Annotated in this window: 13 protein-coding genes; 5 read left to right on the forward strand and 8 right to left on the reverse strand. The window is 54.5% G+C overall.

What is annotated here, in order from left to right; all coding sequences use genetic code 11:
- Nucleotides 1–191: 191 nt before the first annotated feature.
- The 5 genes from carB to MUU46_RS08505 form a co-directional block, all read right to left on the reverse strand.
- Nucleotides 192–3,416: a carbamoyl-phosphate synthase large subunit gene (gene carB / locus MUU46_RS08485; RefSeq protein WP_159760967.1), complete on the reverse strand. Its 3,225-nt coding sequence runs from the start codon at nt 3,414–3,416 to the stop codon at nt 192–194.
- An 18-nt stretch (nt 3,417–3,434) separates the two neighbouring features.
- Nucleotides 3,435–4,583, reverse strand: coding sequence for a glutamine-hydrolyzing carbamoyl-phosphate synthase small subunit (gene carA, locus MUU46_RS08490; RefSeq protein WP_258965297.1), 1,149 nt, complete (start codon nt 4,581–4,583; stop codon nt 3,435–3,437).
- Nucleotides 4,584–5,067: 484 nt separating this feature from the next.
- Nucleotides 5,068–5,475, reverse strand: coding sequence for a hypothetical protein (locus tag MUU46_RS08495; protein WP_159760944.1), 408 nt, complete (start codon nt 5,473–5,475; stop codon nt 5,068–5,070).
- A 280-nt stretch (nt 5,476–5,755) separates the two neighbouring features.
- On the reverse strand, nt 5,756–6,577 hold the full coding sequence (gene dapB / locus MUU46_RS08500; protein ID WP_258965298.1) for a 4-hydroxy-tetrahydrodipicolinate reductase: 822 nt from the start codon (nt 6,575–6,577) through the stop codon (nt 5,756–5,758).
- Between the two features lie 128 nt (nt 6,578–6,705).
- The gene (locus tag MUU46_RS08505; RefSeq protein WP_159760940.1) at nt 6,706–7,713 is read right to left on the reverse strand and encodes a LacI family DNA-binding transcriptional regulator; all 1,008 of its coding nucleotides are present in this window, start codon (nt 7,711–7,713) and stop codon (nt 6,706–6,708) included.
- Nucleotides 7,714–7,901: 188 nt separating this feature from the next.
- On the opposite strand from MUU46_RS08505, the gene MUU46_RS08510 reads away from it, so the two are divergent.
- Genes MUU46_RS08510 through MUU46_RS08530 form a run of 5 tightly spaced genes read left to right on the forward strand, consistent with a single transcriptional unit; the run spans nt 7,902 to nt 12,208 of the window.
- Nucleotides 7,902–9,647, forward strand: a complete 1,746-nt coding sequence (locus tag MUU46_RS08510; protein ID WP_258965299.1) for a class I mannose-6-phosphate isomerase — start codon at nt 7,902–7,904, stop codon at nt 9,645–9,647.
- 2 nt (nt 9,648–9,649) lie between these two features.
- A complete protein-coding gene (locus MUU46_RS08515) occupies nt 9,650–10,078 on the forward strand; it encodes a PTS sugar transporter subunit IIA (RefSeq protein WP_258965300.1) in 429 nt (142 codons plus the stop codon).
- 11 nt (nt 10,079–10,089) lie between these two features.
- Nucleotides 10,090–10,584 carry a PTS sugar transporter subunit IIB gene (locus tag MUU46_RS08520; protein WP_258965301.1) on the forward strand — a complete coding sequence of 165 codons (495 nt, stop codon included), beginning with the start codon at nt 10,090–10,092 and terminating at the stop codon, nt 10,582–10,584.
- Nucleotides 10,585–10,595: 11 nt separating this feature from the next.
- Nucleotides 10,596–11,393 (forward strand): PTS mannose/fructose/sorbose/N-acetylgalactosamine transporter subunit IIC, encoded by a 798-nt coding sequence (locus tag MUU46_RS08525; RefSeq protein WP_159760932.1) that lies wholly within the window; start codon nt 10,596–10,598, stop codon nt 11,391–11,393.
- Complete coding sequence (locus tag MUU46_RS08530) at nt 11,393–12,208, forward strand: PTS system mannose/fructose/sorbose family transporter subunit IID (protein ID WP_258965302.1); 816 nt, start codon at nt 11,393–11,395, stop codon at nt 12,206–12,208. Before MUU46_RS08525 ends, MUU46_RS08530 begins: the two co-directional genes overlap by 1 nt.
- Before the next feature lie 64 nt (nt 12,209–12,272).
- Here the strand turns inward: MUU46_RS08530 and MUU46_RS08535 are convergent, their stop codons facing one another.
- From MUU46_RS08535 to MUU46_RS08545, 3 genes are all read right to left on the reverse strand, one after another.
- Nucleotides 12,273–13,055 (reverse strand): glucose-6-phosphate isomerase family protein, encoded by a 783-nt coding sequence (locus MUU46_RS08535; RefSeq protein ID WP_159760928.1) that lies wholly within the window; start codon nt 13,053–13,055, stop codon nt 12,273–12,275.
- Complete coding sequence (locus MUU46_RS08540) at nt 13,048–13,611, reverse strand: glucose-6-phosphate isomerase family protein (protein WP_258965303.1); 564 nt, start codon at nt 13,609–13,611, stop codon at nt 13,048–13,050. Before MUU46_RS08540 ends, MUU46_RS08535 begins: the two co-directional genes overlap by 8 nt.
- Nucleotides 13,612–13,699: 88 nt before the next feature.
- A complete protein-coding gene (locus tag MUU46_RS08545; protein WP_258965304.1) occupies nt 13,700–14,329 on the reverse strand; it encodes an alanyl-tRNA editing protein in 630 nt (209 codons plus the stop codon).
- Between the last annotated feature and the right edge of the window lie 42 nt (nt 14,330–14,371).

Genomic DNA, 14,371 nt, shown 5'->3' on the forward strand with positions numbered 1-14,371 from the left:
CTGATTAACCATTTTAGGCTAACTGACTGAACACAGATGGAAAACCAGAACACTCTGAAGATGAGGAAAATGCGGGGAAAGGTAAAAGCAAAACGGCAACCCAGAGGTTGCCGTTATTCGTATTTGCGCCCTCTCTCTGTGAAAGAGAGCTGGAGTGAGGGCATCAGGCCGCACACTCCATACAGCGAGGCTTACTTATTAATCTGCGCGTGCATTTCCTGCACCGAAATCACTTTCTCGGTCGCATCCGCATTCAGCGCCATGGCTGTCGCGAAACCACCGTTCAGGGTCGTGTCGTAATGCACTTTGTACTGCAGCGCGCTGCGGCGAATCAGCTTGGAGTCTTCAATCGCCTGACGACCTTCGGTGGTGTTGATGATGTAGGTATATTCGCCATTCTTGATACGGTCCTGAATGTGCGGACGACCTTCATGCACCTTGTTCACCAGACGCGGGTTAATACCTGCTTCGCCCAGAACAACTGCAGTCCCGTGGGTCGCATCCAGTTCGAAGCCCTGTTTCAGCAGTTTTGCCGCCAGATCTACCACACGCTCTTTGTCACCTTCACGCACGGAGAGCAGCGCACGGCCCTGCTTCTTCATGGTGGAGTTGCTACCGAGCTGCGCTTTAGCAAATGCTTCTGCGAAGGTACGGCCAACGCCCATCACTTCACCGGTCGAGCGCATTTCTGGCCCTAACAGTGGGTCAACGCCCGGGAATTTGTTGAACGGCAGCACCACTTCTTTCACCGAGTAATATGGCGGGATGATTTCCTGAGTATGGCCCTGCTGTACCAGCGTCTGACCGACCATCACGCGCGCCGCCACTTTCGCCAGCGGCAGGCCGGTGGCTTTGGAGACGAACGGTACGGTACGCGCCGCACGCGGGTTGACTTCAATCAGATACACTTCGTTGTCTTTCACAGCAAACTGGACGTTCATCAAACCGCGAACTTGCAGTTCGAAAGCCAGTTTTTGCACCTGTTGGCGCATCACGTCCTGGATTTCTTTGCTCAGGGTATACGCTGGCAGAGAACATGCAGAGTCACCGGAGTGAACACCAGCCTGTTCGATGTGTTCCATAATGCCGCCAATCAGCACGCTTTCGCCGTCGCAGATGGCATCCACGTCCACTTCAACTGCATCGTCGAGGAAACGGTCCAGCAGCACTGGCGCATCGTTAGAGACGCTTACCGCGGTCTGGAAGTAGCGACGGAGGTCAGCTTCGTCATACACGATTTCCATCGCACGACCACCGAGCACATAGGACGGGCGCACCACCAGTGGGTAGCCAATCTCTTTCGCCTTCTCTACTGCCATTTCAATGGTCGAAACCGTAGCGTTCGCAGGCTGTTTTAACTTCAGACGGTCAACCGCCTGCTGGAAACGCTCGCGGTCTTCTGCACGGTCGATAGCATCCGGGCTGGTACCGATAATAGGCACACCTGCGGCTTCCAGGGCACGAGCCAGTTTCAGTGGAGTCTGGCCACCGTACTGCACGATAACGCCCTTAGGCTTCTCGATGCGTACGATTTCGAGCACGTCTTCAAAGGTCACGGGTTCGAAGTACAGACGGTCTGAGGTGTCGTAATCGGTGGAAACAGTCTCTGGGTTACAGTTGACCATGATGGTCTCGTAACCGTCTTCACGCAGCGCCAGAGAGGCGTGAACACAGCAGTAATCGAATTCGATACCCTGACCGATACGGTTAGGGCCGCCGCCGAGAACCATGATTTTATCGCGGTCTACGGACGGGTTCGCTTCACACTCGTCTTCGTATGTGGAGTACATGTACGCGGTATCGGTGGAGAATTCTGCCGCACAGGTGTCCACGCGCTTGTAGACCGGGTGCAGGTTGTATTGCTCACGCAGCTTGCGGATTTCTGACTCGCGAACGCCCGCCAGTTTTGCCAGACGCGCATCGGCGAAACCTTTGCGCTTCAGCGTACGCAGGAAATCAGCGTTCAGGCCAGTAATACCGACTTCCGCCACGTTTTCCTCAAGGCGCACCAGCTCTTCAATCTGTACCAGGAACCAGCGGTCGATGTTGGTCAGGTTGAAGACGCCGTCGACTGACAGGCCCGCACGGAAGGCATCAGCGATGTACCAGATACGCTCTGCACCCGCATCTTTCAGCTCGCGGCGAATCTTGGTCAGCGCTTCCGGGTCATCCAGGCTCACTTTCGGGTCGAAACCGGTCGCGCCCACTTCCAGGCCGCGCAGCGCTTTCTGCAAGGATTCCTGCTGAGTGCGGCCAATCGCCATGACTTCGCCGACGGATTTCATCTGCGTGGTCAGGCGGTCGTTAGCGCCCACAAATTTCTCGAAGTTAAAGCGAGGGATTTTGGTCACAACGTAGTCGATGGACGGTTCGAAGGACGCCGGAGTGCGACCGCCGGTGATGTCATTCATCAGTTCATCGAGGGTGTAACCCACAGCCAGTTTCGCGGCCACTTTAGCAATCGGGAAACCCGTCGCTTTGGACGCCAGCGCGGAAGAGCGGGACACGCGCGGGTTCATTTCAATAACAATCAGACGACCATTTTTCGGGTTCACAGAAAACTGGACGTTAGAGCCGCCGGTTTCCACGCCGATTTCACGCAGCACCGCCATCGAGGCGTTACGCATGATTTGGTATTCTTTGTCGGTAAGGGTCTGCGCCGGGGCCACAGTGATGGAGTCACCGGTGTGGATACCCATCGCATCGAAGTTTTCGATAGAGCAGACGATGATGCAGTTGTCGTTTTTATCACGGACCACTTCCATCTCGTACTCTTTCCAGCCAATCAGCGACTCATCAATCAGCAGCTCTTTGGTTGGGGAAAGATCCAGACCGCGTTCGCAAATCTCTTCGAACTCTTCACGGTTGTACGCGATACCGCCACCGGTGCCGCCCATGGTGAAGGACGGACGGATGATACACGGATAACCGACGTCTGCGGCTACCGCAAGCGCTTCTTCCATATTGTGTGCAATGCCAGAACGCGCGGTGTCGAGGCCGATTTTTTTCATCGCTACGTCGAAACGACGGCGGTCTTCTGCTTTATCAATCGCGTCAGCCGTGGCGCCAATCATGGTCACGCCGAACTCTTCGAGCACGCCCTGACGTTCCAGCTCCAGCGCACAGTTCAGTGCTGTCTGGCCGCCCATGGTTGGCAGCACCGCGTCCGGGCGCTCTTTTTCAATAATCTTGCGAACCACTTCCCAGTGAATCGGCTCGATGTAGGTCGCATCGGCCATTTCCGGGTCGGTCATGATTGTCGCCGGGTTGGAGTTCACCAGGATGACACGGTAACCTTCTTCACGCAGCGCTTTACACGCCTGGGCACCGGAGTAGTCGAACTCACAGGCCTGACCGATAACGATCGGGCCAGCGCCAAGGATCAGGATGCTTTTTATGTCTGTACGTTTTGGCATGGTTTTCTCAGCTCCTGATTATTTAGCGGTCTTACGGTATTGCTCGATAAGTTCGATGAAGTGATCGAACAGCGGCGCAGCATCGTGCGGGCCTGGGCTCGCTTCCGGATGACCCTGGAAACTGAACGCGGGCTTATCGGTACGATGAATACCCTGCAAGGTACCGTCGAACAGTGACTTGTGCGTGACGCGCAGGTTGGCAGGCATCGACGCTTCGTCCACCGCAAAACCATGGTTCTGGGCGGTGATCATCACCGTGTCGTTGTCGATATCTTTCACCGGATGGTTGCCGCCGTGGTGGCCGAACTTCATCTTGATGGTTTTCGCACCGCTCGCCAGCGCCAAAAGCTGATGGCCGAGGCAGATGCCAAATACCGGAATATCGGTTTCGAGGAATGTCTCAATCGCGGTAATCGCGTAATCACATGGGGCCGGGTCGCCTGGACCGTTGGAGAGGAAAATCCCGTCCGGATTCATTTTCAGCACGTCCTCGGCAGAGGTTTGTGCCGGCACGACCGTCAGTCGGCAGCCGCGGTCAACCAGCATGCGCAGGATGTTACGCTTCGCGCCGTAGTCGTAGGCCACCACGTGGAACGGCAGCTCTTCTTCTTTCTTCGCTTCAGGCAATTCATCTGCCAGCGTCCAGCTACCCTGAGTCCAGCTGTAGCACTCGGTGGTCGTCACTTCTTTCGCCAAATCCATACCGTTCAGACCTGGGAAGGCCTGGGCTTTTTCCAGCGCCAGGGTGGCGTCCAGATTATCACCGGCAATGATGCAGCCGTTCTGAGCGCCTTTTTCACGCAGCAGGCGGGTCAGCTTGCGGGTATCAATATCGGCAATCGCCACGATATTGTGACGTTTCAGGTAAGAAGAGAGGTCTTCGGTGTTGCGGTAGTTGCTGGCAATCAGTGGCAGGTCGCGAATGATGAGGCCTTGAGCGTGTACCTGGGAAGATTCTTCGTCAGCAGCATTGGTGCCGACATTACCGATATGGGGATAAGTGAGAGTGACGATTTGGCGAGAATAGGAGGGATCAGTGAGGATTTCTTGATAACCGGTCATTGAAGTATTGAAAACGACTTCCCCAACCGCCGTGCCCGTTGCCCCTATGGCCCGACCGTGAAACTGGGTTCCGTCTTCCAGAACCAAAAGCGCTGACTTAATCAAAACATCCTCCAGAGAATATTCACTCAGTTTATCTGCATATTAATTCACTCACAATGACGAATCAATGCAAATCTGCTGCGCGCGAAATTCGTGCAAACGGCGGCATTCTGGATATTTACGGGGAGAAAGTCAACGTAAACGAGGGGTTTTTTTATGTCATTTTGCGCCACTGGGGGATATGACGCTGTAAAGCAGGCAAAAAGATCAGCTAATGGCCTTTCAAGACAAGCCTGAACACCAGGATAATTGTTAAACCAGCCAAGTGAAAGTAAAAAAGTGGACCGGATGGTCAAATTTCACTTTCAGTAGAGTAAAAAACAGAGAAAACAACCAATAACAACGCTCTAAAACAAAAATAACCATAAAACACAAATAAAAACAAAAACAAATAAAAAACACATATAAAACAGCAGATTAAAAATCACAAAAGAACACAAAAAAGCCACGAAAGCAGGACAAAAAACCATCGTGGACTTTGAAATAATCACATGTGAAAGTTATCGTACAAATAACGCTCTATACCCATCAGTTTATTGCGATCGTAATGACCAAAGAACAATCCCCCACCCAAGCCATTGATTGCCACTCCACTGGCCGTAATCAATGCAGAGGTTATATCACCGCTTTTTAAAGCCGTTACCGTATCCCGCGCAAAGACTCGTGACTCTGCAAGTGAGGCGGATGTTTCATACAGTCGTCCTGTTGAGACTGACGTCAAATTGCGCGAAATACTTTGATAGGCTTGTTCTGATATTCCTACTCGATGAACACGTAACATTTGGTTTACACAATAAACGGCCTGGGCATAGATGGAAAACTGGCTCATCCCCATGATTTGCCCGGCAAGATGCGCCCGACGAGTCAACCCTTGTGCATCATTCTCATATGGCATTGTATTATCCTTAATACGGAAACCCGATCAAAAAATATTATGCAGAAAAATAGATGAAATATGTCCTGCGCCAACAATCATATTTATTAAATTTTTTTCGGGTATCTTCAGAATGTATAAATGTGAAAGACCACTCATTTATTCAGGGGAAAGGAAAGCAACTGAGGAAAGGGTATTAATCTCGTGAATTCATTAAGAAAAAACATAAGGGCAATAAATTATTGCCCTCTGCAATCAATAAACTTTGACTGCCACAACCACATCACGATGGGTAAAATCGTTATAAATTGTTCAGATCAAGCACATCACGCATATCAAAAAGACCGTTACGCTTCTCTTTAAGCCACAACGCCGAGCGAACGGCGCCATTGGCGAAGGTCATGCGGCTTGAGGCTTTATGCGTGATTTCAACGCGTTCACCAATATCGGCGAACATCGCGGTATGTTCCCCGACAATGTCCCCCGCACGCACGGTCGCAAAACCGATAGTGCCAGGTACCCGCTCACCGGTATAGCCTTCACGGCTGTACACGGCGCACTCTTTCAAATCTTTATCCATGGCATGAGCAATCGCTTCGCCCATCGCCAGTGCCGTGCCTGATGGTGCATCCACTTTGTGACGATGATGCGCTTCGATGATTTCGATGTCGGTATAATCGCCCATTACCTTCGCGGCCTTTTCCAGCAGTTTCAGCATCACGTTCACGCCGACGCTGAAGTTCGCGGCAAACACAATCGCAATGCTTTCTGCCGCATCACGGATCGCCTGTTTGCCCGCATCATCAAACCCGGTGGTGCCGATTACCATGCCTTTACCGTGCTGGCGACAAAAAGTCAGATGCTGCAGCGTGCCTTCCGGACGGGTGAAATCGATGAAGACATCGAAATCATCCTTCACTGCATCAAGGCTGCTTTGAACCTTAACACCCGTCGCACCAACGCCTGCGAGTTCACCAGCGTCTGCACCCAGCAGAGAAGAACCCTCACGCTCCAGCGCCGCACCCAGCTTAATGCCTGCCAGCTGTGTCGCCGCCTGAATCAGTTGCCGTCCCATACGGCCGCCCGCGCCTGCAATAGCAACGCGGATGTGTCCATCTTGCATATCTATTCTCTTCGTTAATACAATGTAAATCGTTTTCAGAGTAACCAGCGCCTAAGCACCCTGCCACTAAAAACGGCGATAATTAGAATTTAACGTGAAACTGCAGCCAGTATCAGTAAAAGACATGATCAGCGAAAACCACAGGATTCCCTGACCACCAGCGCTGGGGGCAGAATTATCCGTTTCGGTGGTTCGCTATTGCCCTGAATCCGACTGAATAACAGCTCTCCGGCCTTACGCCCTATCTCTTTCGCAGCAACGGAAACCGTGGTCAATGCGGGCTGTACCAGTGCCGCTTCGGTGATATCGTCAAAGCCGACCAGCGCAAAATCTCGTCCCGGCTCGCGGCCCGCTTTGCGCAGCGCCAGCATGACCCCCAGCGCGACAATATCCTGATAGCACACGGCGGCGGTAATCTGCGGAAATTGACGAAAAAGCGCTTCCGCCACCCGCGCACCATCACTTTGACTTGCCTGCGAGGCGATAATCCACTCCGGCTTCGGCGCCACGCCATATTCCAGCAGCTTACTGGTAAATCCGCCGATACGCTCAGCACGAGTCCCCGAATTCAGGCTCCCGCCAATAAACGCAATATGGCGATGACCCAGTTTCAGCAAATGCGTGGTCGCCATCCGCGAACCGAGAAAGTTATCGGTGCCGACGAAATCAAAATCTGGGTCATCCAGCGGGCGTACCACCATAATCGCCGGAATGTTGCGCCGCTTCAGACCATCAAAAAAAGCCTGCGGCGTGCCTCTCGCCGCGCAAAGCACCATTCCACAGGCGCTATTTCGCATTAGCGAATCGACAAACTTCTGCTGCCGCTCTTCCGACTCTTCGCTGTTAGCCAGAAATAGCAGCATCTCATGACGTTCCATTTCATGACTCAGCCCGGCAGTCATCTCACCGTAAAACGGGTTGGTAATATCGTGCAACAGCAGCCCGACCTGGTTGCTGCTGCGGTTGCGCAGATTCGCGGCGGTCTGGTTATAAACATAGCCGGACTCATCCAGCGCCAGGAGCACTCTTTCCCGGGTTGCCTGTGAGATACGCCCGCGGTTTCGCAGCACCATCGATACCGTGGCGGTCGACACTCCGGCTTTCGCGGCGACCTGCGCCAGCGTAACAGTGGTCATGATTCCTCCTCGTGTTTCCCACAGATTAATCGAGTAACCTCAATTTTGCATTATTCCCTGTGAGACGCTTCACAACCTGATAGATAAAAACCACCCGGCGCGGATTTTTGCCGGGTTAATCCCATTAACCACCCTTCCCTCCCTCGGTTAATCGATTAATCTTAATCCATGAACGTTGGGAGAGAAGAATGAAATCGACGACCTACGATAAATCCCCTGAAGTCCAGGTTCAGGGTTACGACGAGCAGGCCTGGCAAGGCTGGCCTGCATTACTTGTTGCACTCAATGACCGACTTTCTGTCGCCAAAAAAACCGTGCTGGTGATCGACTGCTATCCCGGCGTGCGTCTTATGGAACTGGAGCAGGCGTTGAAGGCACAGTTCGCGGGTAGTTACCTGTTGAATGTCGAAGCTGCTCGCAGAAATGAAGAATCTCTGCACACCTTACTGGCCCGAAATCTGACTGACGATCGCGTGTTTGGCGTGCTTTCCTGCCATCAGCTCACTGAATTTTTTGACCCGCACCAGCTTGCCGCTCTGCGCCAGCAGGTGGCGGACGCCAGCGGGCTGGTGATTGTCTACGGCCCCGGGGCAGCCTTGGTCCACAACGGCGACATACTGGTGTATGCCGATTTACCACGCTGGGAAATTCAGCAGCGGATGCGCAGTGGTGAACTGGGAAACTGGGGCGCGGAAAATAATGATGAAGATATTTTGCGTCGCTACAAGAGAGCCTTTTTTATCGAATGGCGGGTGTTCGATCGCCATAAAACGCCTTTATTACAACGCGCCGATTTCCTGCTGGATACTACCGTGGCGGACCATCCCGCGATGGTCAGCGGCGAAGCGCTCCGCGGCGGTCTGGCGCACACCGTCCAGCGCCCGTTTCGCGTCGTACCGTTTTTTGATCCCGGCGTCTGGGGCGGTCAGTGGATGAAAAACCAGTTCGATCTCGATCCCTCGAAACCTAACTACGCCTGGTGTTTTGACTGCGTGCCCGAGGAAAACAGCCTGTTGCTACGGTTTGGCGACGTGCGGATCGAGATCCCTTCTCTGGATGTGGTGTTGATTCACCCGCGCGAATTATTGGGCGAAAAAGTCCATGCGCGTTTTGGGGCAGAGTTTCCGATTCGCTTCGATTTTCTCGACACCATCGGCGGGCAGAACCTCAGTTTCCAGGTGCATCCGCTGACCGAATATATCCAGCAGCAGTTCGGCATGCACTACACCCAAGATGAGAGCTACTACATCCTGGATGCAGAGCCTGATGCAGTGGTGTATCTCGGGACGAAAACCGGGATCGATCCGCAGGCGATGCTGGACAATTTACATCAGGCAGCGCATGGCCAAACCGATTTTGACGATGAGCATTTCGTCAATCAGATCCCGGCGCGCAAGCACGATCATTTCCTGATCCCGTCAGGCACCGTTCACTGTTCCGGTTCGGGCACGATGGTGCTGGAGATAAGCGCCACACCGTATATTTTCACTTTCAAGCTCTGGGACTGGGGTCGACTGGGAATGGACGGCCTGCCAAGACCGGTGCATCTGGAACACGGTGAAAAGGTAATCGACTGGCAGCGCGATACCCAATGGGTGCATGAACATCTGGTGAACTGCATTGAGCCCATTGGCGAAGGTGACGGCTGGCGCGAGGAGCGCACCGGGCTGCACGAACGTGAATTTATTGAAACCCGCCGCCACTGGTTCACGAAATCGGTCACGCACCATACCCGGGGCGGCGTCAACGTGCTGAACCTGGTGGCCGGAGACGAAGCGCGAGTCGATAGCCCGACAGGCGCATTTGAGCCTTTCGTGGTGCACTACGCCGAAACCTTTATTGTGCCCGCCGGAGTGGGTGAATACCGCATCACACCGTGGGGCAAAGGTGTCGGCCAACAGCTGGCGACCATGAAAGCCTGGGTCAGGGGGTAAAAATGATTAACGTGATTGTTGCTTCTCATGGCCCGCTGGCGAGCGCACTGCTGGACAGCGCGACGCTGGTGTACGGCGAGTTGCCGTATATCTTTCCCGTCTCGCTCAACGAAACCGCCGGAATAGCCGGTTTCAGAGACGATTTCGCCACCACCCTGGTGAAGGCCCAGCACAACGCCGATGGCGTACTGGTGCTGTGCGATATGCAAAGCGGCACGCCGTGGAACGTCGCCTGCCAGCACGCCTTTTCAGCCGCTATGACGCCGCCAATGTCGGTACTGGCAGGGGTAAATTTGCCGATGCTGCTGCAAACCGACGACATCCATCTTCTGACCGATGTTCATGCCGCTGCAGCACAGCTGCTGGCAATCACTCAGCCCACGCTGGTCATCGCGGTACCGGTCGCGTTCACCCAATCTGATGATTTTTAACGAGGTGTTCTATGAGTCTTTCTTTTGTACGTATTGATGACCGCGTCATTCATGGGCAGCTCGTCACACGCTGGGCCAAAGAGCTGCCCTGTGACGGTATCGTGGCGATTGACGATGCCGTTGCGGCCGACCCGCTGCTCTCGTCGGTAATGAAAGGCGCGGTCTCTGACACCAAAGTCTGGCTGTATGATACCGCCACCGCCATTGAAAAGCTGCCCAAAGTCATTGCCAGCGAGAAGCGCTATTTCGTGATTGGCAAATCCCCTCTCACGCTGCAACGCATTGAGCAGGCCGGGATCAGCCTGAAAAACAGCAACGGAAAAATTAACGTTGGGCCGATGAGCGCGCGCGCTAACACCACCACCATCGGTCCAAACCAGTCAGTCACCGCCGAGGAGGCTACCGCGTTTGAATGGCTTTGCGCTCAGGGCCATCACGTCGAGTTTCGCCTGGTGCCCGATGCCAGCTGTTACAGCTGGCAGGACGCGCGTCAGAAACTGAAATAAGGAGCTGAAAAATGGTATTCGAAGCCACACTGATTGGCCTGCTCTGTTACCTCGGCGCACTCAGCAGCCCTTGGTTGTTTGGCCTGACTGGCGGCTGGTATCTCCTGTCCCGCCCTTTAGTCTCCGGGATGTTGGTCGGTCTGATCCTCGGCGATGTGAAAACCGGGATAATGATAGGCGTTGCGGTGCAGGCGGTGTATATCGCGATGGTCACGCCGGGCGGTTCGATGCCTGCAGACCTGAACTTTGTCGCGTATCCCGCCATCGCGTTGGGGCTTTTGTCCGGAAAAGGACCGGAAGTCGCCGTTGCTCTGGCTGCCACTATCGGTATTGCGGGCACCATTTTGTTCAACACGATGATGGTTCTCAACTCCTTCTGGAACCACCGCGCCGATACCGCCCTTGAGCGCGGCGATGAGCGCGGCATTTACCTCAACAGCGCTATCTGGCCTCAGGCCACAAATTTTGTGCTGCGCTTCGTGCCGACGTTTATTGCCGTTTACTTTGGTGCGCAGTACATCAGCGGCTTTATGGACAGCCTGCCAGCGATTGTCATTTCCACCATGAGCGTACTGGGCGGTATTTTACCGGCGGTCGGTATCGCTATCCTGCTGAAACAAATCATTAAAAACTACACCATGATTATCTATTTCCTCGTCGGTTTTATCTGCATCGTGTTCCTGAAACTGAACATGGTGGCCCTGGTCATTGTTGGCGCGCTGCTGGCGCTTATCCACTACAACTACAAGCCAGAAGTGCCGCAGACTGCCACCGCGAAGCCGACTGTCGATGATGAGGATGAATTCTGATGGGAGAACGTAAACTGACTCGCACCGATCTGCGCCGCTGCTGGCGCGCGTGGATGATGCATAATCTGTCTTCAATGAGCTTCGAACGTCTGGAATCGTTCGGTTTCTGCCTGAGCATGTTGCCGGTGGCGAAAAAGCTGTACCCGGATGTCGCACAGCGCACCGAAATGCTGCGTCGCCACGCTTCGTTCTACAATACGGAACCGCAGATTGGCGCGATCGTTAACGGCATGGCGCTGGGCCTGGAGGAGAAAAAAGCGAACGGTGAGCCGATCGACGGGGAAACTATTAACACTCTGAAAGTCGGGCTGATGGGGCCGATCGCCGGGATCGGTGATTCAATGATCCCCGGTATGCTGATCCCGATTCTGTTGAGTATCGGGATGGCGCTAGCGGCAGGCGGCAATATTCTTGGCCCGCTGTTTTACACCATCGCGTGGCTGGCGATCATTCTACCCGGATCGTGGTTCCTGTTTTTGAAGGGCTACCAGATGGGCTCCGGTTCGGTTGAAATGCTGGTCAGCAGCAAATCTACCCGCCTGCGTGAAGCACTGTCGCTGCTCGGGGTGTTTGTGATGGGCGGCGTGGCGGCCAGCTACGTTAAACTCGGTTCCGGTATGGAGTTTGTGACCAAAGACGGCGTGAACATTCATCTGCAACAGATGCTGGACGGGATTTTCCCGCAGCTACTGCCGCTGATTGTGGTGCTCGGCACCTGGTACCTGATGGCCAAGCGCGGCGTATCGCCGGTCAAAGCGATGCTCCTGCTGCTAGTGCTGGCGGCGGTCGGTGTTGCTACGGGGCTGTTTGCCTGACACGACCGGCGGCGCTACGCTTGCCGGGCATACATTAGGCTAAGCGTAGCGCCGCCGGATATAGTCATGGATGAAAGTTCTGCCACAGCGCGGCGGTTTTGTCCGGGCGTGAGATAAACTGGAAGCGAGCGGGATCATCGATAAACTGCTGATAAATGGGGGCAGCGGTAAGACTAAATTCCCTATACACGCGTGGCGGGATCACCTGCAAGCGGGCGGGAGCGTAGTGAGAATTATGCTGCCAGATAATCTGTTTATCCTGCAACAACGGATACCATGCCAGCCCCTTATGCGCGCGCACCGCGTCATATTCAAAGCCATATTCCCTGTCACACCAGGCACCAAACGTTAGCGGCTGATCCGGATCGGCGGAGATGGTGGCATGCCCCCAGCCCGGCGGTACCAGCACTTTTTCGCCAGGCCCGGCAATCACCGCAAAGCAGCGCCCCGGGTCGTCAGCCACAAACTCCTGCATATAAATAATCGCTTTGCCCTGCCAGATTTCATACAGCTCCGGCGGGGACCAGCCACTGTGCTGGCTGATGCGATGAATATGCCCCTGGCTGCGAACAGGCTCCTCCCCTAGTTTTCCAGCCGCATAGGTAACAACGCCAAACAGCAGCATGCGCTTTTTCAGCTCTTCACGATCCTGAAGTCGCGCGACGTCCATGGCTATCGCATACACTTCTTCCGGCCCGTCGCACGTCGGATCCCGCAGCGAAGGCTGGATTTGCGCCAGGGTTCGGATCTCCGGCATCGGCCCAGTGACATCGTCGCCGTAGGTAAAACCCATCGGCTGGCGCTGGATAGTCATATCCAGGCCAAAACGTACCGCGCGGTCAGCCATTCTGCACCTCTTTCGCCATCATCTTCAGCGTGTCAGCCGTTACCCGCAGAGCAAAACTACCACTCAGCGCAGCGTAATCATGCCCGGCGACGCTGGGCCACACGGCCAGCGCCGAAAGAATATCGCTGCCGATATTAATCAGTCGATGCGCCGTGAAACCGGCGATGTGATGCACAGAACCTGGCCTGACCTGCTCCAGCCGGGTTTGTCCTTGCTCGTCCTGCAACAGCAGCAGTCCTTCGCGACGCAGGCCAAAATAGATTTCACCCTGCTCGCGACGGGCATGGAAATGACCACGGGTCATAAAGAATTCATTGCCTACGCGGCCTGGGTTGAGATGGGTCACGCCGGTATACAGTTCGCCCTCCCCCGATGGGGTATCAAACATTTCAACACGATAGACGGCGAGCGTAGGGTTACAGCAGCGCCATGCGTCATCGTCGGCAAAGACGTTATTTAAATCACCGAGGTGCGTCGTTTTTTGGATGAGCGGCGCGCCAGAAAGGGCACCGCTCGCCCATGCCACCTGCGGCGGCATTGTTATTGAAGGATTCATCAGTTTCTCCGGCCCGAGGAGAACAACTGAATAAGACTAGCAGATTAATCGATTAACCGACTGTGAGATGGCTCACTTTGCCGCAGGATCACGCCAGAGTATAGCTGACCACCATCTGGCCTTTTTTAAGCTTCAGTTGGGTTATCACGACATCACCAAGCGCTGACAAGCTGGCAACGTGAGTGCCGCCGCAGGGATAAGCGGACTGCTCGCCGAATCCGACTTGGCGTAAGCCCTTTTCAATGGAAAGGCGTCGCGGCAGATTCTCTGATACCCAACCGTCAATTTTTGCCTGTAATGCACTGGCTTCCGGTAACGCAGAAGTCTCTCGGGCCACAAATGCAATCCGCCCTTCCCCAGGCCAGTGATGCGCTTTGACGGGCTGCCAGCCAAGTTGCTCGCCTGCCTGACCAATCATATGTCCGGCAGAATGCAACCGGGAATGCAGCAACCTCGTCGCCGCATCCACCTCAATCGACACTTCGCCAGGCAACAGCGGCTGCGACAATAAATGCACGACGTTGTCGCCGCGCGTCATTACGCTTTCAACCGCTACGCCCGCAATCAAGCCGCTGTCTGCGGGCTGGCCGCCCCCCTGCGGATGAAACAACGTTCGGTCCAGTTCCACGGCGTAGCGCCCTTCCGCGTCGGGCTCGCAACGCAGTATTTGTGCCCGCCCTTCCGTGGCGTCGCTGGTGTAATAAAGGCGTTCTGTCATGGTTGTTCTCCTCTGGTTATGGACAGTATATTGATATCATCC

Source organism: Scandinavium tedordense (genome assembly GCF_024764965.1).
Taxonomy (GTDB): Bacteria; Pseudomonadota; Gammaproteobacteria; order Enterobacterales; family Enterobacteriaceae; genus Scandinavium; species Scandinavium tedordense.